Below are 21,392 nucleotides of genomic sequence, written 5' to 3' on the forward strand. Positions count from 1 at the left end.
TATCCTGCCGGGTCAAGATGCCGGGCGGGGCACGACACGGAATAAGGGTATGCCCATGATCGAATTCAGCCCCTGGCCGCAGGAACTGGCCGCGCGCTATCGCAAGGCCGGATATTGGATCGACCAGCCGCTGACCGGGATCCTGGACGCGCAGATGGCGATCAGGCCGATGGCCGAGGCGCTGGTCTGCGGCGACCGGCGGCTGAGCTATGCCGATCTGGACCGGCTGTCGCGCAATCTGGCGGGGCGGCTGGCGCAGGCGGGGCTGGGGCATGGCGATACGGCGCTGGTGCAGCTGCCGAATGTGGCCGAATTCTACATTGTCTTTTTCGCGCTGCTGCGCATTGGCGTGGTGCCGGTGAATGCACTTTACAGCCATCGCCGGCTGGAGCTGGCCGCCTATGCCGCCCAGATCAAGCCGCGCCTTGTCATCGCCGCGCGCGGGCATGAGCTGTTTCGCGACGACGCCTTCGCCGATGAATTGCGCGCTGGCGGGGTCCAGACCCTGCTGCTGCTGGACGAGGACGCATCCGCGCACAGCCTGAACCATTGGCTTGAGCCGGGCGCCGATCTGCCCGAGGGCGCCGGCCCGACCCCCGCCGATCAGGTCGCCTTCTTCCAGCTTTCGGGGGGCAGCACCGGCACGCCCAAGCTGATCCCGCGCACCCATAACGATTACGATTACAGCATCCGCGCCAGCGCCGAGATCTGCGCCGTGACCGCGCAGACGCGGTTTCTCTGCGCGCTGCCGGCGGGGCATAATTTCACGCTCAGCTCGCCCGGGGCGCTGGGGGTGTTCCATGCCGGCGGCACCGTCGTCATGGCGCCCAGCCCCGAGCCGCAGACCTGTTTCGACCTGATCGCGCGCGAGGGCGTGACCATGGCGCCGCTGGTCCCGCCCGCCGTCGCCCTATGGCTGCGCGCGGTCGAGGAGGAACCCGCCCGCCGCGCCCAACTGGCGACGCTGAACCAGATGCTGGTCGGCGGGGCCAGCTTTGCCGAGGCGACCGCGCGCCGCGTCCCCGAACTGCTGGGCTGCCGCCTGCAACAGGTCTTTGGCATGGCCGAGGGGCTGGTGAACTATACAAGGCTCGAGGACAGCGCCGAGACGATCTTTACCACCCAGGGCCGCCCGATCAGCCCCGATGACGAGGTGCGCGTGCTGGATCAGGACGGCCGCCCCGTCCCCGACGGCACCGCCGGCGCGCTGGCGACACGCGGCCCCTATACGTTCCGGGGCTATTACCGCAGCCCCGACCATAACGCGCAGGCCTTTGATGCGGATGGATTTTACCATTCTGGCGACGTGGTGGTGCGGCAGGGCGGCTATCTGCGCGTCGTCGGCCGCATCAAGGATCAGATCAACCGGGGTGGCGAAAAAATCGCTGCCGAAGAGATCGAGAACCTGCTGCTGCGCCATCCCGACATCACCCATGCCGCACTGGTCGCGACCCCTGATGCCTGGCTGGGCGAGAAAAGCTGCGCCTTTCTTGTGCTGCGCGCAGGGGTCGAAAAGCTTTCGCCGCCCGCTTTGCGCCGCCACCTGCTGGATCTGGGCGTGGCCGAATACAAGCTGCCCGACCGCTTCCGCTTTCTGCCCGACCTGCCGCTGACAGCGGTAGGCAAGATCGACAAGCGCCGCCTGCGCGACAGTCTGGCCACAATCGCCGCCTAGAAAGGACGACCATGGAAACCGCCGAGAAAGCCCGCCTCAGCCCCGACTGGCTGCTGGCCCGCGTCCAGAAGATGATCGAGGATGATGGCGAGATCGACCCGGCCGAAAATCTGGTCCTTTACGGGCTGGATTCCATCGCCGTGATGACATTTTCGGCCGAGCTGAAGCAGATGGGCATCGAGGCCAGCTTTGAGGATCTGGCGCGTGAGCCGACACTGGACAACTGGTGGGCGCTGATCGCGTCCCGGCTTTAAGTAAAGGCGGGCGCCGGGGTCTGGCGCCCGCATCCGCCGTCAGGCGCGCAGGGTCGCGCCGCCATCGACAAAGATATCGGCCATGGTGATGTGGCCGGCCTGATCCGACAGCAGAAACATCACCGCATCCGAGATATCCTCGGGCGTCGCCAGCTTTTTCAACGGGATGCCGGTGCGATAGCTTTCCAGATTGCCCTCGATCACCGCGCGCTCGCCATTGGCGGCCTGGTCGGCCCACATGCCGGTCTGCATCGGCGTCAGGGTCGAGCCGGGCGCGACGATATTGCAGCGCACGCCCTGTCCGGCCAGTTCCAGCCCCAGACAGCGCACCAGCATCGTGACGGCGGCCTTGGACGCCGCATAGGCGCCCATGTTCATGCGCGGCAGCGCCGCCGCGTTCGAACTGACGGTGACAATGCTGCCGCTGCCATGGCGCACCATCGCCCGGCCAAAGGCCCGCAGGGTGTTGAAACTGCCGGTGGTGTTGACGCCGATCACCCGCTCCCATTCCTCGGGCGCAAGATCCAGCAGCGGCCCGATCGACAGGATCCCGGCGGCATGGACGCCAAGGGCCAGCGGACCCAGCCGGGCCTCGGTTTCGGTCACCAGCGCCTCAAGCGCCGCGCCGTCGCGGACATCCAGCACCGCAGATGTGACGCCGGGCGGGGCCGGGTTCGCGGCCAGCGCGGCCTCGGTATCGGCGGCGGTGACGCGGGCGCCTGCCTCAAGCAGGGCGCGGGTCACCGCCTGCCCGATGCCGCCCGCCGCACCGGTGACGATGGCGGCTTTCCCGGCAAATCCGGTCAGGCGCATGATCTGACCTTTTCGGCGGGACCCAGCGCCGCGACCGCCTGATCGGTGGACAGCACCACGCCGCAGGTCGCCGCGATCCAGCCCATCGCCATGTCGTGTTTCTCGCGCGAGAAATCGGCCTGCGCATCGGCGACGGCAAAGGTCTCGATATCGCGCTGGAAGGCCTCGACCGCGGTGGCAAGGCAGCCGATATGGGCGTAAATCCCGCAGATCATCAGCTGGTCGCGCCCGCGCGCGCGCATCAGTGCTTCCAGATTCGAGCGCTGAAAGGCACTGTAGCGGTGCTTGACCAGCAGGATATCGCCCTGTGCCGGAGCCAGATCGGGCAGGATCTCCTCATGCTCGGGGGTGGCGCCCATGCCCGGGCCCCACAGATCGGCCTGAAGACCGCGATCGGGGCGGAACTGGTTGCCGTTCTGCGCGGTGTAAAAGACCGGCACGCCCGCCGCGCGCGCGCCCGCGATCAGGCGGGCGATATTGGCGATGGCCGGGGTCAGCGGTGCGCCTGCAGGATAGGGGCGGCAGAAATAGCGCTGCATGTCATGGACCAGCAGTGCCAGCCGGTCGCGCCGGGGCTGCCACGGCCCGCGCGCCTTGGGCAGGTCGCTTTCGCGGGGCAAGTCATAGGGGGCGATGCCGGGCAGGGCCATCAGTTCACTCCTTCTTCCATACGCAGGACACCGGCCAGACCGGCATCTGCGGGCAGGCCAAGCGCGGCCAGCAATGCGCCGAACTTGGCACCAGTTTCGGCCGCCTCGGCCATCGGTTCTGATCCGGGCACGATCCCTGCCCCGGCATAAAGCCGCGCCTGCCGGCCGCTGATCTCGGCGCAGCGGATGGCGACATACCAGGCACCATCGCCCCTTGCGTCGCACCAGCCGACGGCCCCGGCATAGAAATCCCGCGCCACGGGTTCAAGCGTCCTGATCAGCCCCTCGGCCCGGGTGGTCGGAACGCCGCCCACCGCCGGCGTCGGATGCAGCGCCGAGGCCAGCACCACGGCGGGGGTTTCGGCATCCTTCAGCCGCCCCTCGATCCGTGTGCCCAGATGCCACATGCTGCGGGTCGAGGTGACGCGCGTGCCCTCGGGGCAGCGCAGATCGCGGCACCAAGGGGTCAGCGTGTCCAGGATCGCCTCGACCACCATGGCATGTTCGCGGTGGTCCTTGCCGGATTTCTCCAGCCCGGCGGCGGCGGCGCGGTCCAGCTGCGGGTCGATCTGGCGCCGGGCCGATCCTGCCAGCGGATGCGACAGCACCCGCGCGCCACGCTTTTCGACCAGCAGCTCCGGCGTTGCGCCGCAAAGCTGTCGGCTTTGGCCATCTGGCGCAGGCGGCAGCTGCACACGAAAAGCGGTGGCACTGGGATCGGCGCCCAGCCGCGCCATCAGGGCGCTGACCGGGATCGGATCTGCGGCGCGCAGTATCAGCGTGCGCGCCAGCACCAGCTTTTGCAGCGCGCCGGGCGCGCCGGGTTCCCCGTCCATGATCTCCAGCGCCTGCGCGACGCTGCGGGCATAGTCCCGCACCGCCGGTTCGGGGGTCAGCGACCAGTCCCGCAAGGCCAGCGCCTCCGTGCCGGCGGTGATCGGGGCGGGGGCAGTGGTGTCGCAAAGCCACAGGCAATCGGGCGCCGCGCGGTCAAAGGGCAGCGCCCCGCCGATCATCTGGCCTGGCCCGGCCTCGTCAAAGGCGTCGTCGATCCGCGCGGCCAGCGTGCGCGCCGTGCCGGGCGCGACCTGCGCCGCCGTGCCACGGCCCAGGACGCATCCGGCCGGGCCGTTGAACGCAAATGCGATCTGCGCGTCCAGCCGTGCGGCAGCTGCGCTGGTGGAGTCAGAGAGACGAATGTTCATGCTCTATCTCATTGCTGGAAAGGGTGCAGCCCCATGTCGGTCGGGTGCCAAAGACATCGCCGCCGCAATGCGGCGGGGTCTCTGGGGCGGAATGCTCCTGCATGGGGGCGGTGATTGATTTTACAGGGGTGGCGTGCCCTGCGACCCGGCAGTCAAGCGGTCGCGGATGGCTGATCTGGCTGCCCGCGCGCAATCTGGACGAGTGTCCACAGAAAGGCAAGTGAAAAAGTCAGGTATAGCAATCTGCGGGTCCGGCGCTTGGAACTTGCCGCTTGGCACCTATGTTCTGGCGATAGGCCAACCCCCGAGGACGCATGCGCAATTCCCCCCCGCAAAGCCCCGATGCTGCCGTGTTCGACCTGTCCCGCGCGCGGGTCTGTGTCATCGTGAACATGGGTTCGGGGCGCAAGGCCGGCGGCGATATCGCGGCCCGACTGCAGGATGCGCTGCAAGGCCGCGCCGCCGAGGTCGCGATTCGCCGCATCGAACAGGGCGCCGATCTCAGCGACATGGCGCGGCAGGCCGTGGCCGAGGGCTTCCATCTGGTCGTGGCCGCCGGCGGCGACGGCACGCAGGCGGCTGTGGCCAGCGCGCTGGCCGGTACCGATGTCGCCATGGCGGTGATCCCCGGCGGCACCTTCAACTATTTCGCCCGCGATCTTGGCTCGGGCGAGACGGTCGACGAGGCGTTGAAGATCTTCGAAGCGCCGCAGCTGCGCCACGTCCATGTCGGCGAGGTCAACGGCATGATCTTCCTGAACAATATCAGCTTCGGCGCCTATCCCGAGATTCTCAAACGCCGCGAAAGCATCTATCGGCGCTGGGGCCGTTCGCGCATCGCGGCCTATTGGTCGGCGCTGGCGGCTTTGTGGAACCTGCGCCACCCCCTGCACCTGACCGTGCGGGCCGAGGGGCAGGAACAGCATTTCACCACTGCGCTCGCCTTTGTCGCCAAAAGCGCCTACCAGCTGGAAACCTTTGGGCTTGAGGGGGCCGACCGCGTGCGCGAAGGCCATCTGGCGCTGCTGATTGCGCGTGCCCGCAGGCCGTGGCCGCTGGTGCGCGCCGCGCTGCGGCTGGCCTTTGGCAAGACCGCCCGCTATGCCGATTTCGACCTGATCTGCGCCGATGAAATGCGCATCGACGCCGCTCCCGCCCATGAATATATCGCCCATGACGGCGAAAAAAGCTGGATGGATTCGCCCTTTGAGGTCCGGGTGCGGCATGATGCGCTGAAGGTGCTGGTTCCCGCCGCCGGCACCGGGCAGGATAAGGCATGACCCGCATCCTGCATCTTTCCGACCTGCATTTCGGCCTTGAACGCACGACGCTGATCGCGCCCCTGCTCGATCTGGTGAATGCTGCCCGTGCCGATCTGGTGGTGGTCTCGGGCGATCTGACCCATCGCGGCCGCTCGGCGCAATTCGCGCAGGCAGCGGCCTTTCTGCGCCGGATCGAGGCGCCGCTGATCGCGGTGCCGGGCAATCACGACATCCCGCTTTACAAGCTGACCGACAGGATCATGCGGCCCTATCGCCGCTATCGCGATGCGATTGCCCGGACACTTGAGCCGATCGGCCATGTCGGCGATATCCGGGTCCAGGGCGTGAACAGCGTCGATCCGATGGCCTGGCAGCGCGGCGCGATCAGCACCGATCAGGTCGCCCGCGTGACCCGCGCGCTGGACCCCGCCTGCGTCAATATCGTGGCGCTGCACCACCCGTTGCAGCAGCGCCCCGAGGTGGACAAGGCCCTGGCCGAAGGCGCGCCCGAGGCCTTGGCAGGCTTTGAAAGCGCCGGCATCCATGTCGTTCTGACCGGTCATCTGCATATCTGGTCGATCGGCGCCTTTCAGGGCGCAAGCGGCCGCAGCCTTTTGCAGATTCAGGCCGGCACCGCGCTTTGCGCCCGCCCGGGGGATCTTCAGAACGAATTCGCCGTGCTGGACTTTCAAGGCGATGACCTTCTGGTCGAACGCCACATCGCCCCCATGTCCGAGCCGGGCTTCCGCCCCCCCGAATATCTGCGCTTCACCCGCCGCACCGGCATCTGGCAAAGCCTCTAGCCCTTCTTCTTCACCGAAATATCCTCGGGGATCCGGGGGGCGAGCCCCCCGGCGCGGCGCTCAAGCCTTCCCCTCGACGCGGATCTTCGTCCCCCAGGGGTCCACGAATTCCCGCGCCCCCAGCGCCGCCAGAACCCCGGCATCCGCCGCCAGAACCAGTTCCGACAGCCCGGTCGCATCCGCGCTGCGCGGACCCGCGCCGCGGCTGTTCCAGATATTCCCGGCCAGATGATGGTGATAGCCGCCGCTGGCAAAGAAGCTGGCGCCAAAGACATGGGCGGTGCGGTCCATGCCCAGCCGGTTCATGTAGAAATCCTCGGCCCGGGCCACGTCGCCGACCTGCAGATGCACATGGCCGATCACCGTGCCTTCGGGCGCGCCCCGCCAGAGGTCGCGTCCCGCAGCCAGCAGATCCTGCAGGTTCAGCGCCACCGTGTCCATCCGCACCTCGGCGCCGTTCCGGTCCCAGCTGTCGCGGGGCCGGTCGGCATAGACCTCGATGCCATTTCCCTCGGGGTCGCGCAGATAGATTGCCTCGCTGACCAGATGGTCCGAGGCTCCGTCCAGCGCGGTCTGGTTCTCGGCGATCCTGCGCAGCCAGCTTCCCAACGCGCGCCGGTCGGGCAACAGAAAGGCGGTGTGGAAAAGCCCGGCTTCCTGAGGGCGAAACCGTGCGGCGGTGTCGCGGCGCAACTCGACAAGAGGCGCGTCATCGACGCCCAGCACCATCCCGGCCGCATCGCCGGACAGGCGCTGTAAGCCGATAGTGTCCTGATAGAAATCGCCGACCTTGCCGAGGTCGTTGACGGTCAGCACGACGCGGCCGATCTGAAGGGGGGCGTCACTCGTTGCCATGATGATCTCCTGTGATCCTTGCCGCCAAGATAGGCGCGCGGGGCCTGTCCTGAAATGGCGAAAGTCGGGGAATACTGACGCTGAAATGGCGACAATTTCCGCCAATTGCCTTCGCCTGCGGCCCGGCGCATGATGCGGGACCCTTGCCGCCGGATACCGATGACCCCCAAGACCCGCCCGCAGCGCCCGCCCAAGCCTGCCCAGAAACCAGCCGCGAAACCCGCAGCAAGCCCCGCGCAACCGCCCGAGGCCGCGCCTTTGGCCGCCGATCCCGCGCGGATGGAGATCTTTCTGGTCGCCACCCCGGGCCTTGAGGACCCCTTGGCCGATGAGGCCCGCGCATGCGGCTTTGACGCGCAGGTCCAGCCCGGCGGCGTGACCTTCACCGGCGGCTGGCCGGATGTCTGGCGCGCCAATCTGGAGATCCGCGGCGCGACCCGCGTGCTGGCCCGCATCGGGGCCTTTCGCGCCATGCATCCCGCGCAACTGGACAAGCGTGCGCGCCGGTTTCCATGGGCCGACTGGCTGCGCCCGGACGTGCCCATCCGGATCGAGGCCACCAGTCGCAAGTCCCGCATCTATCACGCCGGCGCCATCATCCAGCGGTTTCAGGCTGCAATCAGCGAAACCCTTGGCGCTCCGATCGCCGAGGACGCGCAGGTCACACTGAAAATCCGCATCGAGGACGATCTGTGCACGATCAGCCTGGATAGCTCGGGCGAGTCGCTGCACAAGCGTGGCCACAAGCAGGCGGTCGGCAAGGCGCCGATGCGGGAAACCATGGCGGCGATGTTCCTGCGCCAATGCGGCTTTGACGGGGACGAGCCGGTTCTGGACCCGATGTGCGGCTCGGGCACATTCCCGATCGAGGCGGCTGAAATCGCTGCCGGGCTGAAACCGGGCCGGATGCGGCATTTCGCATTCGAACAGTTTGCCCATTTCGACGACGCTGCGTGGCAGGCGATGCGCGCAGCCCCCGCCATTCCGCCCGCGCCCGCAAGTCTCCGCTTCTTTGGCCGCGACCGCGATGCAGGCGCAATCCGCATGTCCCAGGAAAACGCCATCCGCGCCGGGCTGGCGGACTGGACCCGGTTTGAGCCGGGATCAATCAGCGACCTGACTCGCCCCGAGGGACCGCCGGGCCTTGTCATCATCAACCCGCCCTATGGCGCGCGGATCGGCAATAAAGGTCCGCTATTCGGTCTGCACGCCGCAATGGGCGAGGTTCTGCGCAACCAGTTCGGCGGCTGGCGCGTCGGCATCGTCACCAGTGACGGCCAGCTTGCCCGCGCCACAGGTTTACCCTTCCGCGAGCCGGGACCTTATATCGCCCATGGCGGGCTGAAGATCCGGCTTTACCTGACGGGGCCGCTTTAATCCTTGCCATGCCTCCGGGCGGCAAGGCGCGCGGGCCAGCGGGGCAAGGGCGGGATAAGCAGGGTATCGCCGGGCGCGACCCGCCCGGCCAGCCAGATCAGATCACGCCGTGCCATGGCGATGCAGCCCGCCGTCGGAAAGCCGGGCCGCCGCCACTGGTGCAGGAATATGGCCGAACCCAGACCGGTCCTGGCATCGGGATAGTTCCAGTCGGTGACCAGCACGATATCGTAAAGCGGATCAGGCCGCCGCATCGCCTCGTGGCTGGGGCGAAAGGGCGCGCGGACATGCTGGTTATAATCCGGGTGGCCTGATGCATCGCACCACAGATCCCCCGGCAGGATCGGCTCGGCCCAAGGGCTTGGCCGAATCAGCCGGTCGGGCCGGTAAAGCACGCCCAGAATGCGATGCACGCCCATGGGGGTCGCGCCATCGCCTTCGCGCTTTGTCGCACTTATCCCGCCCCGCCCGACACTGCAGGGAATGACCCTGCGCCCGGCGCGCAGGCCCATCGGCGTCAGCACCAGTCTCATAGCAGATGCCCGGACTTCTGCGCTTTCACATCCAGATAGCCGGTATTGTGCCGGTTGCGGGGGGTGATCAGCGGAACCCGTTCGGCCACGCGGATCCCGTGGCCCTCCAGCATCGTCACCTTGCGCGGGTTGTTGGTCATCAGCCGCACGGCGCCGAACCCCATCTTGCGCAGGATGCCGGCACCGATGCGAAAATCACGCTCGTCATCCTCGAACCCCAGCCGGTGATTGGCCTCGACGGTGTCAAAACCCTGATTTTGCAGGGCATAGGCACGCATCTTGTTGGCAAGGCCAATGCCGCGCCCCTCTTGGTTCAGATACAGCAACACCCCTTCGCCCGCCTGCCCCATGGCGTTCAGCGCTGCATGCAGTTGCGGGCCGCAATCGCATTTCAGGCTGCCCAGAACATCGCCGGTGAAACAGGCCGAATGCAGCCGCGCCAGCACGGGCTGGTCGCGATGCGGGGCGCCGATTTCGATGGCGTAATGCTCGGCCTCGCCATTGTCGGGACGAAAGATATGCAGTTTCGAATTCTCGGCCGACAGCAAGGGCAGGCGGGCGGCGGCAACCGGGGCCAGCGCCGCCTCGGTCGCAAGCTGCGCCAGCGCGGGGCCGGCGGTCAGATGCGTCAGCCCCTCGGGCGCGTCAGCAATCGGCACCATCAGCACGGCGGGCAAAAGCTGCGCCGATTTCGCCAGCGCGATGGCGGCGCGGTGGGGCTGGGCGTCACCTCCGCGCGCGCTGCGCAAAGGCCCCTTCATCGGCGTCATCAGATCGCCCGCCGGGTCCGCGACCGCCCGCAGCCAGCGCGGATCGGCGTCCAAAGGCACCTCGATCCGGGCCACGTCGCCGTCATAGACCCGTGCCTTCAGCGTCTCGGCCCGCCACGAGGTCACCGCCAGAACCGCCGGGCCAAGCGCACGCATCGCCGCCACACGGTCAGCCGAAACCGTCTCGACCGCCGCTGCCAGATAGCCTCCGATCACCACGGGCAGGCCCATGCGCAGGTCGGCGCGGGCGCGCGACAGGGTCTCGGTCAGGGTCGGGATCAGGCTCATGGCATCCGCGAAATTGAAACAAACTGAAACATAGGGCCTTTTTCCGACAACTCCATGTGAGAATTGCTGCAATACGCTGGACGCAAGGCCATCGCATCCTCACGTTTCCGCCATAACGCCAAAGGAGGCAAGAATGGCCGGACTGAAAAAGATCCTGTTGGTCGATGACGAAGAAGACCTGCGCGAGGCGCTGGCCGAGCAACTGGCCGCCACCGAAGACTTCGAGGTGGCCGAGGCAGGCACCGGGGCCGAGGCGGTCGAAAAGACCAAGGGTGCGATCTATGATCTGGTCGTGCTGGACGTGGGCCTGCCCGACACCGACGGGCGCGAGTTGTGCAAGCGGCTGCGCAAGCAGGGCGTGAAATGCCCCATCGTCATGCTGACCGGGCACGATACCGATGCCGACACCATTCTGGGCCTCGACAGCGGTGCGAACGACTACATCACCAAACCCTTCAAGTTCCCGGTGCTGCTGGCACGGTTGCGCGCCCAGTTGCGCACTCATGAGCAGTCCGAGGACGCCATTTTCCAGCTTGGCCCCTATACGTTCAAGCCGGCGATGAAGATGCTGATCGATCAGAAGGACCGCAAGATCCGCCTGACCGAAAAGGAAACCAATATCCTGAAGTTCCTGTACCGGGCGCAGGATGGCGTGGTTCCGCGTGACGTGCTGCTACACGAGGTCTGGGGTTATAATGCCGGCGTGACCACCCATACGCTGGAAACCCATATCTATCGCCTGCGCCAGAAGATCGAGCCCGATCCCTCGAACGCACGATTGCTGGTCACCGAATCCGGTGGCTATCGCCTGGTCGCCTGACCGGACCCCTTCCCAAGCCCAGTGGCCGGCGGATGCGGCCACGCGTCATGCCCGGCCTCGGACAACCGGCGGCCGGGCTTTCTGTTTGCACTGGCGCACGGGGGACTTCGCGTCCCCCGGACCCCCTGCGGGATATTTGGACATGAAAGAAAGGCGCGGAGGCGGCAACGTTCCCCTATTCTTTCATGGAAAAATATCCTCGGGGGGTGCGGGGGGCGAAGCGCCCCCGCCCGGCGGCGGTGGACAAGCGATCCCCTCGCCCCTAGGCTCTGCCCGCAATCAGGAGCCTGCCCATGTTCACCATCGCCACCTGGAACATCAACTCGGTCCGCCTGCGCGAGGCGCTGGTCACCCGCCTGCTGACCGAAGAGGCGCCTGATATCCTGTGCCTGCAGGAGATCAAGACTCCGATCGACAAGTTCCCGGTCGATGGCTTTGCTGCGCTGGGCTATCGCCATCTCGTGGCGCGCGGGCAAAAGGGCTATAACGGCGTCGCCATCCTGTCGAAGCTGCCCATCGAGGATGCGGGCGACCGGGACTATGCCAGCCTTGGCCATGCCCGCCATGTTGCGGCGCGGCTGGAAAATGGCGTCACCATCCATAACTTCTACGTCCCGGCGGGGGGCGATATTCCCGACCGCGAGCAGAACGAGAAATTCGGCCAAAAGCTGGATTTCCTGACCGAGATGCGCGACGCCTTCCATGCCGACAATCCGTCCCGGGCCATTCTCGTGGGCGATTTGAACATCGCTCCGCGTGAAGACGATGTCTGGTCGCACAAGCAGCTTCTGAAAATCGTCAGCCACACGCCGGTCGAGGTCGAGCATCTGGGCGCGGCTCAGGATGCCGGGAAATGGGTCGATATCACCCGCAAGGACATCCCCGAAGGCCTGCTTTACAGCTGGTGGAGCTATCGCGCCAAGGATTGGGACGCCGCTGACAAGGGGCGTCGTCTGGATCATATCTGGGCCACGCCCGATATCGCCAATGCCGGTCATGGCAGCCGCATCCTGCGGCCGGTGCGCGGCTGGGACCAGCCCAGCGATCACGTTCCGGTTCTGGCCAGTTTCGATCTGTAAGATGCGAGCGTTCTCGCGGCGGGCATTGCTGTTTGGCTCGGGTGCGGCACTGGGCTGGGTCGCGGGAACGCGGCTGGCGCCGTGGCGGGGCGCTCTGGACGGGGTGGCGCTGACACCCGTGGCCAGCGCGCAGATGCTCGACGATGCCTCGCAGCTTTCGGCGACGCCTGTCGCTAGACATATCGTTCTGACGGATGACCCCGGCGCGGCGCTGATCGCCCGGCTGCGCAGCGAACTCGCTGAGGCGCGCAGCGCGGGCCGGCCGCTCTGCCTTTCTGCCGCGCGGCATTCGATGGGCGGGCAATCCATCCCGCGCATGGGGACCGCGCTCACATGGGACAGCGGCCGGATCGAGATCGACAGCACCGCCCGGACCTATCGCGCGGCGGCGGGCGCGCGCTGGTCGCAGATCATCGCCGCGCTGGACCCGGTCGGGCTGTCGCCCAAGGTCATGCAATCAAACCATGATTTTGGCATTGCCGCGACATTCTCGGTCAACGCCCATGGCTGGCCGGTGCCCTATGGCCCGATGGGCGCAACCGTTCGCAGCATCGATCTGATGCTGCCCGACGGTGAAATCGTCACCGCCTCGCGCAGCGAAAACCCCGATCTGTTCGGCATGGCCATGGGCGGCTATGGCCTGATCGGCCTGATCCTGTCGGTCGAGGCCGAGGCGGCTCCGAACCAGCGCCTGACGCCGACCTTCCAGACCATGCCTGGCGGCGGCCTGGCGGATGCCTTTGCCACGGCACTGACCGATCCTGCGGTGAGCATGGCCTATGGCCGGCTGTCGGTGGCGCGGGCCGAGTTCCTGCGCGACGAGCTGATGATCGCCTATCGCCCGGATGCGGATCAACAGGATCTGCCGCCGGCTGAGGGCTCGGGTTGGGCATCGCGCGCGGCGGCATGGGTCTATCGCCGCCAGCTTTACCGCGAGCCGGTCAAGGCCGCGCGCTGGTGGCTCGAGGCCGGGCTGAACCCGCACCTTGGCGGCGGATCGACGCGCAATTCGCTGATGAACGAGCCGGTTGCGACGCTGGATGACGGTGATCCGACCCGCACCGATATCCTGCACGAATATTTCGTCAGCCCTGAGCGCTGGGACGATTTCCTGACGCTTTGCCGCGAGGTGATCCCCGGCAGCTATCAGGAAATGCTGAACGTCACCATTCGCCATGTCGCCGCCGATCCCGAAAGCTGGCTGAGCTATGCGCCGGTGCCGCGCCTGGCGGCGGTGATGTCCTTCAGTCAGGAAATGTCCGCGCGGGCCGAGGCCGACATGGCCCGCCTGACCCGCGACATGATCGAGGGCATGATCGCCATTGGCGGCAGCTATTACCTGCCCTATCGCCCGCATGCACGGCCCGACCAGTTCCACCGCGCCTATCCGCGCGCCGCCCAATTCGCGGCCCGCAAGCGCGAGCTGGACCCGGGTCTGGTGCTGCGCAATGCGCTTTGGGACAATTATCTGGGGGTCTGATGGGATTTCACCGCAAGCTGGCGCTGGTCTATGCGCTGATCCTTTTCGCGGCGGCGGCGCTGAACTATGTGCCGGGGCTGACTGATGCCGAAGGCCGCGTCTTTGGCGTCTTCGCGCTGGATGTCTTTGACGACCTGCTGCATCTGGCCTCGGGGTTGTGGGCCTTGGCGGCGGCGCTGGTCTCGACCCGCGCGGCGCGGAATTTCCTGCGCATCTTCGGGGCGCTCTATCTGCTGGACGGGCTTTTGGGGCTGTGGACCGGCTCGGGTTTTCTGGATCTGGGGATCGTCAATTACGGGGTGCTTGACCTGCCCTTCGGCTTCAAGATCCTTGCCAGCGGGCCGCATATCCTGCTGGGGGGTGTCGCGCTGGCGGCGGGACTGCGGAAATGAGCTTTCTCTGGCGCTGGACGAGGCGACTTTTTCTGGCGGTCCTGCTGGTCGCCGTCCTGCTGGCGCTGCCGGTTCTGCGCAATGAAACCATGTGCCGGGGCACGCCCCTGCCGCAGGACCACGAGCCCATCGTCAGCCAGACCCGGCCCGAGGAACGCACCTTCACCACCTATCCCGAATGGCACATCGTCCATGCCTATGAGGATTATGCCCGCGTGATCGCCAAGGCCGATCCGCATGATTTCGGCTATGTTCAGGCGATCTCGGGCTTTTGGTCCTCGCTTTGCCCGCTGACCGCGCTGGCGGATGAGCATGGCGGCTTTACCACCGAATCCAAGATGACGCTTTATACCATCGGTATCAGCTTCTCCGCCGAGATGGCGCTGAAGGCTGCCTATGAGGAAACGCTGGGCCGCGTTGCGACATGGGCGCGCGGGCCGGGTCACAGCGCGCTGGACCGGCTGTCGGCGGAACAGGCCGCCGAATACGCGGCCTTTCTGCAGCAGACGCCATGGTATCTGTGGGATTTCCGCAGCGATGCGCAGGCGCTGGATGCTGCGGCAGGCAGCGATCTGCGCGACCGCGAACGGCGGCTGGCTTTGGGTCTGGAATACCGGGCCAAGGCCGCTTACGCCGGGATGATCGCCGGGGCGGTGGCGGCAACGGGGCAGGATGCGCTGACCCTGCGCGCCGTGGTCGCGGGCATCACCCCCGAGGCGCTGGCCGCCATTCCCGGCGTCAAGGTCATCCAGCGCCGCCCCGAGGGGATCGAGATCGAGACCCCCCGCTATCGCGCCCTGACCCATATCCTTGAGCGTATCGCCGATCAGCGCGGCCAGATGGTCGAGATCGCCGGAAATGACGATATCCTGCTGACCGCGATCAGCCCCGATCCCGACCATCCCGGCGCCGTCTTTACCTTTCCGTTGCAGGGCAGCGCGGATTTTCGCCACCTGATCACGGTCAAGGTGCCCGAGCTTTCCGCGACCCTGCGCGGCTTGGGCGACAGCGGCGCGCGGCTTGAACATATCCACGATTACTGATGGCGCGGCTGGCCGCATATGCGTTGGCCGTGGCCCTTGGCTGGCTGGCGCTGATGGCGGGCGGCATGTTCATTCCCGGCGCGGCGCCGGCGGCGCTGGTGCTGCTGCCGGGGCGTGACTTTCTGACGCGCCTGCCCGAATCGGCGCGGCTGGTCGATGCCTCGGGGCGGTTTGGCGTGACCGTCACAGGGGCGGGCGCGCGCCAGCTTTACGCGGCGGGTGCGGTTCTGGTCCTGCCGGCGGGCCTGCCGCTTTGCGTCGATCCGCGCCGTGATCGCCGCTGACCTTGCATCGTCGCAATCCCTGCTCCATCTAGGGGACAACCCGCCCGAATGAGGAATTCCGATGCTTGAGCTTGGCTCCGCCCCCACCGACAAGGCCCCCGCCGATATCATCAAGGACGTGACCGAGGCGACATTCATGGCCGATGTCATCGACGCCTCGATGACGGTTCCGGTGATCGTCGATTTCTGGGCGCCGTGGTGCGGCCCGTGCAAGACCCTGGGCCCCCAGCTTGAGGCCGAGGTCGCCCGCCACAAGGGCCGTGTCCGCATGGCCAAGATCAACGTGGACGAAAACCAGATGATCGCGGGTCAGCTTCGCGTGCAGTCGATCCCCACCGTCTATGCGTTCTTCCAGGGCCAGCCGGTCGATGCATTCCAGGGCGCGGTCCCGGCCAGCCAGATCAAGCAATTCGTCGAAAAGCTGGTGGCTCTGGGGGGTGACGATGGCGGTCTGGCCGAGGCGCTTGACGCCGCCGAGGCCATGCTGGCCGAAGGCGCGGCCGAAGACGCCGCCGAAACCTTTGCCGCCATCCTTGGCGAAGAGCCGGAAAACGCGCAGGCCTGGGGCGGTCTGATCCGCGCCCATCTGGCTGCCGGACAGCCCGATCAGGCCGCCGAGGCACTGGCGCAGATTCCTGCCGCCGTTGCCGGCGCCGCCCCGGTCGAGGCCGCCCGCGCCCAGTTGCAACTGGCGCGTCAGGCCGAGAATGCCGGCCCGCTGGACGATCTGCGCCACAAGGTCGAGGCTGACCCCGCCGACCAGCAGGCGCGGTTCGACTATGCCACCGCACTGCATGCGGCGGGCGAGGTCGAGGCGGCCATCGACCAGCTGCTGGAATCCTTCCGCCGTGATCGCGACTGGAACGAGAGCGCGGCGAAAACCCAGCTCATCACCATTTTCGATGCGCTGAAACCGACCGATCCGATTGCGCAAAAAGGCCGCCGGCGGCTGTCGTCGCTGATCTTTGCCTGAGCCATGTCGCGCGGCCCCGACCTGCCCGAGACGATTGCGCTGTTCCCGCTGCCGGGTGCGGTCCTGATGCCGCGCACGCGCCTGCCCTTGCAGATCTTCGAGCCGCGCTATCTGCAGTTGGTCGAGGACGTGCTGAAGACGCCCGGCCGGCTGATCGGGATGATCCAGCCGGCGGTGGCGGGGCTCGATTCGCTGGCGGCGGTCGGCTGCGCGGGGCGGATCGTGGCTTTTTCCGAAATGGATGACGGGCGGCTGATGATCTCGCTCAAGGCGCGTTCGCGTTTCCGGCTGAGCGAGGTGCAGCCGGGCTTTACCCCCTATCTGCGCGCGCAGGTCAGCTGGACGGGCTATGATTCCGACCTGCTTGCCCAGCCCGAGGAAGATCAGGGTTTTGTCCGTTCCACCTTCATGGCGCGGTTGTCGCGCTATATGGAGCTGCGCGGGCTGACGACCGACTGGACCTCGGCCGAGGCGTCCGATGACGAGACATTGGTGAATGCGCTGGCAATGCTCTTGCCCCTTGCCCCCGAGGAAAAGCAGGCCCTGCTGGAATGCCAGACACTTTTTGAGCGGCGTGTGCTTCTGGACGGGTTGATGGAATATGCGCTGCGCGGCGGCGACAATGAGGAGACGATCCAGTGAGCGAGACCCCCGAAACGCAAGATCGCGGCTTTGACCGCCATATGCTCGAGGCGCTGGTCTGCCCGGTCAGCCATGCGACCCTGCGCTATGACGCCCGCGCGCAGGAGCTGATTTCCGAGACCGCCGGTCTGGCCTTCCCGATCCGCGACGGCATCCCGATCATGCTGCTGAACGAGGCACGCCAGATCAAGGCGTGAGGGGGGTGGGTGGGACCTGCCTCTGCACGGCCTGCGGCAAGTTTCATCGGGGAATATACCATCGTGGAGGCACTGGAATGACGAAGAGACCGCATAGTGAAGCCCCCCGCAAGCCGATCGGAAACTCGCCCGATGGCTTCGTTCGCAAGACCGACGAGCAAGATGAAGAAGGCCGAGACGAGGAGGCTCGGGACGAGGAGGGCGGCGCGGATGGCGAAGACGTAGCCCATTCATCCCTCAGTCCGACGCCCGGGCGGAAAGAGAACGAACCCGTGTCCCGGGACTTTGGCTCTGTCGAAAATCCGGCGAAAAACAGTGATGAGCGCGCGTTCGCAACTTGGCTTTCGAAGCTTGATCGCGACCCTTTGAGCAAGGATGAAATCCGGATTGCCGGCGAATGTTATCCCGATGCGGACAAAGCCCGGCGGCTGATCGACCAAGAGCGCGATCCGTCACCTGGCGATTTCAGTATGTGACGGCTGCCTTGTCCCGGTGCGCGCAGATCGGGCGCGGCTAGGCGATGCGGATGCTGAAATCCCGCCGGATCCCCGCCGAGGCGCGCCACCATTCCGAGGCCCGCGTCCGCACCTGATGGGCGTCAAAGGCGGTCTGATCGGCAAAGCATTCCTCGACGCGCCAGATCATCGGGTCATCGCTTTGGGTGACGTCAAAGGACAGGCAGCCCGGCTCGGCGCGGCTCAGGCGGATATGTTCGGGCAGGTATTGATGCACGATCGCGGCCTCGGCCGCCGAGGCGCAGGTCAGAAGGCCGCTCAGGCGCAGCTTTCCGGTCGTCAGTGCAGGTTTTTCGTCGTCCATCGCATCCCACCGTTCAGCTATGGCGCAGGGTTTCAGCCGCGCCGCATGCTGTCAATCCGGGAAGGTGGCGGGAAACGGCGGGCGCGCTGCAAGCGGGGGGAAGGCGGCGCGCCCGCAGGTCCGCGGTCAGATCTGGCAGATCTCGGACCGCGTCAGAAACCGCATTTCGCGGCCGTTATCCAGACTGAACATGCCGCCGCGTCCGGGGATGGCGTCGATGATCAGCCGGGTATTTTTCCAGACCTCGTATTGGCTGGCCGAGATGTAAAAGGGCATGCCGCCGATCTCGCCCAGCTTCACGTCGCGCTCGCCCAGACGGAAATCGCCTTGGGCATAGCACATGGGCGAGGACCCGTCGCAGCAGCCGCCGGACTGGTGAAACATCACCGGCCCATGATCCGCGACGATCTCGGCCAAGAGCGCCAATGCGGCGGGGGTGGCCTCGACAAGGGGTTCGTCCATGTGCTGTCTCCTTTGGGTCAGGCGGTCAGATCAAGGACCATGCGCCCCTCGATCTGGCCTTTGTGCATCTTGGCAAAGATATCGTTGATGTCTTCCAGTTTCGCGCTTTGCACCGTGGCCTTGACCTTGCCCTGACCGGCGAAATCCAGCGATTCCTGCAGATCCAGCCGCGTGCCCACGATCGAGCCGCGCACCGTGATTCCGTTCAGCACCATGCCAAAGATATCCAGCGGGAAATCGCCCGGAGGCAACCCGTTCAGCGCCACGGTGCCGCCGCGCGCGACCATGCCGATGGCCTGCTCGAACGCCTTGCGGCCGACGGCGGTGACCAGCGCACCTTGCGCGCCGCCATCGGTCTCGCGCTTGATGGTGGCGGCGGGGTTGGGGTCGGTTGCGGCGTTCACGGTCACCGTCGCGCCCAGCTTGCGGGCAAAGGCCAGCTTTTCATCGTCGATATCGACGGCGGCAACGTTCATGCCCATGGCTTTGGCGTATTGCACCGCCATATGGCCCAGACCGCCGATGCCCGAGATCACCACCCAGTCGCCGGGCTTGGTGTCGGTGACTTTCAGGCCCTTGTAGACGGTGACGCCCGCGCAAAGCACCGGGGCGATTTCCAGAAAACCGATGTTCTTGGGCAGGTGGCCGACATAGTTCGGGTCGGCGACGACATAATCGGCAAAGCCGCCATTCACCGAATAGCCGGTATTCTGCTGCTGCTCGCACAGCGTTTCCCAGCCGCCAAGGCAGTGACGGCAGCAGCCGCAGGCGGTGTAAAGCCACGGCACGCCGACGCGGTCGCCTTCCTTGACGTGCTTGACGCCGGCGCCCACGGCCGAGACATAGCCCACGCCCTCATGCCCCGGAATAAAGGGCGGGTTGGGTTTCACCGGCCAGTCGCCCTCGGCGGCGTGCAGGTCGGTATGGCACACGCCCGAGGCCTGAATGGCGACCTGGATCATGCCCGGACCCGGCTCGGGGATCGGCACCTCGTCAATGCTGAGCGGTTTTCCAAACTCGCGGACAACAGCGGCCTTCATGGTTTTCGCCATGCCGTAAACTCCTGAAAAATAGGTGGGGGGTAATATGGAAAGGCAGGGGGGATGCCGGGGCCATGGTGGCCGCCCCGGCATCCCGGCCGGGATCAGAAGAACCCGAGTTTCTTGGCCGAATAGCTGACCAGCATGTTCTTGGTCTGCTGATAGTGGTCGAGCATCATCTTGTGGTTTTCGCGCCCGATCCCCGACTGCTTGTAGCCGCCGAAGGCCGCATGCGCGGGATAGGCGTGATAGCAGTTGGTCCAGACCCGGCCGGCCTTGATCGCGCGGCCCATGCGATAGCAGGTATTGCCATCGCGCGACCACAGCCCGGCGCCAAGGCCGTAAAGCGTGTCATTGGCGATTTCCAGCGCGTCCTCGGCGGTCTTGAAGGTCGTGACCGACACCACCGGGCCAAAGATTTCCTCTTGGAAGATCCGCATCTTGTTATGGCCGCGGAAGATCGTCGGCTCGATGTAATAGCCGCCCGACAGCTCGCCGCCCAGATCGGCCGCCTTGCCGCCGGTCAGGACCTCGGCGCCCTCTTTGCGGCCGATATCCAGATAGGAAAGGATCTTTTCCTTTTGCTCGCTGGAGGCCTGCGCGCCGATCATGGTGGCGGCGTCGCGCGGGTCGCCCTGCGTGATCGCCTGCACGCGCTTCACCGCGCGCTCCATGAACTTGTCATAGATCGATTCCTGGATCAGCACGCGCGAGGGGCAGGTGCAGACCTCGCCCTGGTTCAGCGCGAACATGGCAAAGCCTTCCAGCGCCTTGTCGAAGAAGTCGTCATCCTCGCGGGCGACATCGGCAAAGAAGATGTTGGGGGATTTGCCGCCCAGCTCCAGCGTCACCGGGATCAGGTTTTCGGCGGCATATTGCATGATCAGCCGGCCGGTGGTGGTTTCGCCGGTAAAGGCGATCTTCGAGATGCGCGGGTTCGAGGCCAGCGGCTTTCCGGCCTCAAGGCCGAAGCCGTTGACGACGTTCAAGACGCCCGGCGGCAGCAGATCGCCGATCAGGCCGACCCAGACCATGATGCTGGCCGGGGTCTGTTCGGCCGGTTTGATGACCACGCAGTTGCCGGCGGCCAGGGCAGGCGCCAGTTTCCAGCAGGCCATCAGCAGCGGAAAGTTCCACGGGATGATCTGGCCGACGACGCCCAGCGGCTCATGGAAGTGATAGGCGATGGTGTCGGCGTCGATTTCGGAAATGCCGCCCTCCTGCGCGCGCAGCACTCCGGCGAAATAGCGGAAATGGTCGATGGCCAGCGGCACGTCGGCGGCCATGGTCTCGCGGATCGGCTTGCCGTTGTCCCAGGTTTCGGCGGTCGCCAGCAGCTCAAGATTGGCTTCCATCCGGTCGGCGATCTTCAGCAGGATATTGCCGCGCTCGGCCGGCGAGGTGTGGCCCCAGCGATCCTTGACCGCATGGGCGGCGTCCAGTGCCGCCTCGATGTCCTCGGCGTTCGAACGGGCGATCTGGCCGATCTCGGCGCCGGTGATGGGCGTGGTATTGGTGAAATACTTGCCCGATTTCGGGGCGACCCATTCACCGCCGATATAGTTGTCGTAGCGCGCCTCAAAGGGCAGGCTGTTGACGCCTTTGAAAACATGCGTCTGGTCATTCGGCATTGTACATCCTCCTGTCGCGGCCAGCTCCTCCCGCCGGCTCTGTCA

Annotated in this window: 25 protein-coding genes; 15 read left to right on the top strand and 10 right to left on the bottom strand. The window is 66.2% G+C overall.

Annotation, left to right across the window (positions count from 1 at the left end; genetic code table 11):
• Positions 1–55 precede the first annotated feature (55 nt).
• Both DFP89_RS11670 and DFP89_RS11675 read left to right on the top strand, forming a co-directional pair.
• Positions 56–1,675 (top strand): (2,3-dihydroxybenzoyl)adenylate synthase, encoded by a 1,620-nt coding sequence (locus DFP89_RS11670; protein ID WP_114349609.1) that lies wholly within the window; start codon positions 56–58, stop codon positions 1,673–1,675.
• An 11-nt stretch (positions 1,676–1,686) separates the two neighbouring features.
• Positions 1,687–1,929 (top strand): phosphopantetheine-binding protein, encoded by a 243-nt coding sequence (locus DFP89_RS11675; RefSeq protein ID WP_114349563.1) that lies wholly within the window; start codon positions 1,687–1,689, stop codon positions 1,927–1,929.
• A gap of 39 nt (positions 1,930–1,968) precedes the next feature.
• Here DFP89_RS11675 and DFP89_RS11680 read toward each other — a convergent pair whose 3' ends face one another.
• From DFP89_RS11680 to DFP89_RS11690, 3 genes are read right to left on the bottom strand one after another with little or no spacing between them, the layout of a single operon-like run.
• Positions 1,969–2,742 carry a 2,3-dihydro-2,3-dihydroxybenzoate dehydrogenase gene (locus DFP89_RS11680; protein WP_114349564.1) on the bottom strand — a complete coding sequence of 258 codons (774 nt, stop codon included), beginning with the start codon at positions 2,740–2,742 and terminating at the stop codon, positions 1,969–1,971.
• Entirely contained in the window at positions 2,733–3,392 is a 660-nt protein-coding gene (locus tag DFP89_RS11685) for an isochorismatase family protein (RefSeq protein WP_114349565.1), read from the bottom strand. Before DFP89_RS11685 ends, DFP89_RS11680 begins: the two co-directional genes overlap by 10 nt.
• Positions 3,392–4,597: an isochorismate synthase gene (locus DFP89_RS11690; RefSeq protein ID WP_114349566.1), complete on the bottom strand. Its 1,206-nt coding sequence runs from the start codon at positions 4,595–4,597 to the stop codon at positions 3,392–3,394. The genes DFP89_RS11685 and DFP89_RS11690 overlap by 1 nt, the downstream gene beginning before the upstream one ends.
• Positions 4,598–4,911: 314 nt before the next feature.
• Here DFP89_RS11690 and DFP89_RS11695 point away from each other — a divergent pair, with 314 nt between their 5' ends.
• Together DFP89_RS11695 and DFP89_RS11700 are read left to right on the top strand one after the other, a co-directional pair.
• Positions 4,912–5,877 (top strand): diacylglycerol/lipid kinase family protein, encoded by a 966-nt coding sequence (locus DFP89_RS11695; RefSeq protein ID WP_114349567.1) that lies wholly within the window; start codon positions 4,912–4,914, stop codon positions 5,875–5,877.
• Entirely contained in the window at positions 5,874–6,662 is a 789-nt protein-coding gene (locus tag DFP89_RS11700; protein ID WP_114349568.1) for a metallophosphoesterase family protein, read from the top strand. Before DFP89_RS11695 ends, DFP89_RS11700 begins: the two co-directional genes overlap by 4 nt.
• 60 nt (positions 6,663–6,722) lie before the next feature.
• Here DFP89_RS11700 and DFP89_RS11705 read toward each other — a convergent pair whose 3' ends face one another.
• Positions 6,723–7,517, bottom strand: coding sequence for a VOC family protein (locus DFP89_RS11705; RefSeq protein ID WP_114349569.1), 795 nt, complete (start codon positions 7,515–7,517; stop codon positions 6,723–6,725).
• Positions 7,518–7,796: 279 nt separating this feature from the next.
• Between DFP89_RS11705 and DFP89_RS11710 the strand changes: the two genes are divergently transcribed.
• Entirely contained in the window at positions 7,797–8,894 is a 1,098-nt protein-coding gene (locus DFP89_RS11710) for a THUMP domain-containing class I SAM-dependent RNA methyltransferase (RefSeq protein WP_245948694.1), read from the top strand.
• Here DFP89_RS11710 and DFP89_RS11715 read toward each other — a convergent pair.
• A complete protein-coding gene (locus DFP89_RS11715; RefSeq protein WP_181870319.1) occupies positions 8,891–9,427 on the bottom strand; it encodes a L,D-transpeptidase family protein in 537 nt (178 codons plus the stop codon). The genes DFP89_RS11710 and DFP89_RS11715 overlap by 4 nt on opposite strands.
• Entirely contained in the window at positions 9,424–10,485 is a 1,062-nt protein-coding gene (gene ribA / locus DFP89_RS11720; RefSeq protein ID WP_114349571.1) for a GTP cyclohydrolase II, read from the bottom strand. Before ribA ends, DFP89_RS11715 begins: the two co-directional genes overlap by 4 nt.
• A gap of 133 nt (positions 10,486–10,618) precedes the next feature.
• Between ribA and DFP89_RS11725 the strand changes: the two genes are divergently transcribed.
• The 10 genes from DFP89_RS11725 (at position 10,619) to DFP89_RS20140 (ending at position 17,871) form a co-directional block, all read left to right on the top strand.
• A complete protein-coding gene (locus tag DFP89_RS11725) occupies positions 10,619–11,305 on the top strand; it encodes a response regulator transcription factor (RefSeq protein ID WP_114349572.1) in 687 nt (228 codons plus the stop codon).
• A 293-nt stretch (positions 11,306–11,598) separates the two neighbouring features.
• Positions 11,599–12,384: an exodeoxyribonuclease III gene (locus DFP89_RS11730; protein ID WP_114349573.1), complete on the top strand. Its 786-nt coding sequence runs from the start codon at positions 11,599–11,601 to the stop codon at positions 12,382–12,384.
• 1 nt (position 12,385) lies between these two features.
• The gene (locus DFP89_RS11735; RefSeq protein ID WP_114349574.1) at positions 12,386–13,864 is read left to right on the top strand and encodes an FAD-binding oxidoreductase; all 1,479 of its coding nucleotides are present in this window, start codon (positions 12,386–12,388) and stop codon (positions 13,862–13,864) included.
• Positions 13,864–14,256: a DUF4383 domain-containing protein gene (locus tag DFP89_RS11740; RefSeq protein ID WP_114349575.1), complete on the top strand. Its 393-nt coding sequence runs from the start codon at positions 13,864–13,866 to the stop codon at positions 14,254–14,256. The genes DFP89_RS11735 and DFP89_RS11740 overlap by 1 nt, the downstream gene beginning before the upstream one ends.
• Positions 14,253–15,299 (top strand): hypothetical protein, encoded by a 1,047-nt coding sequence (locus tag DFP89_RS11745; RefSeq protein WP_114349576.1) that lies wholly within the window; start codon positions 14,253–14,255, stop codon positions 15,297–15,299. The genes DFP89_RS11740 and DFP89_RS11745 overlap by 4 nt, the downstream gene beginning before the upstream one ends.
• Positions 15,299–15,583, top strand: a complete 285-nt coding sequence (locus tag DFP89_RS11750) for a hypothetical protein (RefSeq protein WP_245948685.1) — start codon at positions 15,299–15,301, stop codon at positions 15,581–15,583. Before DFP89_RS11745 ends, DFP89_RS11750 begins: the two co-directional genes overlap by 1 nt.
• Before the next feature lie 61 nt (positions 15,584–15,644).
• On the top strand, positions 15,645–16,556 hold the full coding sequence (locus tag DFP89_RS11755) for a thioredoxin family protein (RefSeq protein ID WP_114349577.1): 912 nt from the start codon (positions 15,645–15,647) through the stop codon (positions 16,554–16,556).
• 3 nt (positions 16,557–16,559) lie between these two features.
• Positions 16,560–17,198 (top strand): LON peptidase substrate-binding domain-containing protein, encoded by a 639-nt coding sequence (locus DFP89_RS11760; protein ID WP_114349578.1) that lies wholly within the window; start codon positions 16,560–16,562, stop codon positions 17,196–17,198.
• Positions 17,199–17,239: 41 nt separating this feature from the next.
• The gene (locus DFP89_RS11765; protein WP_114349612.1) at positions 17,240–17,395 is read left to right on the top strand and encodes a Trm112 family protein; all 156 of its coding nucleotides are present in this window, start codon (positions 17,240–17,242) and stop codon (positions 17,393–17,395) included.
• 77 nt (positions 17,396–17,472) lie between these two features.
• Positions 17,473–17,871, top strand: a complete 399-nt coding sequence (locus DFP89_RS20140; RefSeq protein WP_147273308.1) for a hypothetical protein — start codon at positions 17,473–17,475, stop codon at positions 17,869–17,871.
• A 37-nt stretch (positions 17,872–17,908) separates the two neighbouring features.
• On the opposite strand, the gene DFP89_RS11775 is transcribed toward DFP89_RS20140, so the two are convergent.
• The 4 genes from DFP89_RS11775 to adh form a co-directional block, all read right to left on the bottom strand.
• Positions 17,909–18,214: a putative quinol monooxygenase gene (locus DFP89_RS11775; RefSeq protein WP_114349580.1), complete on the bottom strand. Its 306-nt coding sequence runs from the start codon at positions 18,212–18,214 to the stop codon at positions 17,909–17,911.
• Positions 18,215–18,340: 126 nt separating this feature from the next.
• Positions 18,341–18,676 (bottom strand): DUF779 domain-containing protein, encoded by a 336-nt coding sequence (locus DFP89_RS11780; protein ID WP_114349581.1) that lies wholly within the window; start codon positions 18,674–18,676, stop codon positions 18,341–18,343.
• A 17-nt stretch (positions 18,677–18,693) separates the two neighbouring features.
• Positions 18,694–19,728, bottom strand: a complete 1,035-nt coding sequence (gene adhP / locus DFP89_RS11785) for an alcohol dehydrogenase AdhP (RefSeq protein WP_114349582.1) — start codon at positions 19,726–19,728, stop codon at positions 18,694–18,696.
• Between the two features lie 92 nt (positions 19,729–19,820).
• Complete coding sequence (gene adh, locus DFP89_RS11790) at positions 19,821–21,347, bottom strand: aldehyde dehydrogenase (protein WP_114349583.1); 1,527 nt, start codon at positions 21,345–21,347, stop codon at positions 19,821–19,823.
• Positions 21,348–21,392: the final 45 nt, after the last annotated feature.

Origin of the sequence: Paracoccus lutimaris (genome assembly GCF_003337565.1) — a bacterium.
Taxonomy (GTDB): Bacteria; Pseudomonadota; Alphaproteobacteria; order Rhodobacterales; family Rhodobacteraceae; genus Paracoccus; species Paracoccus lutimaris.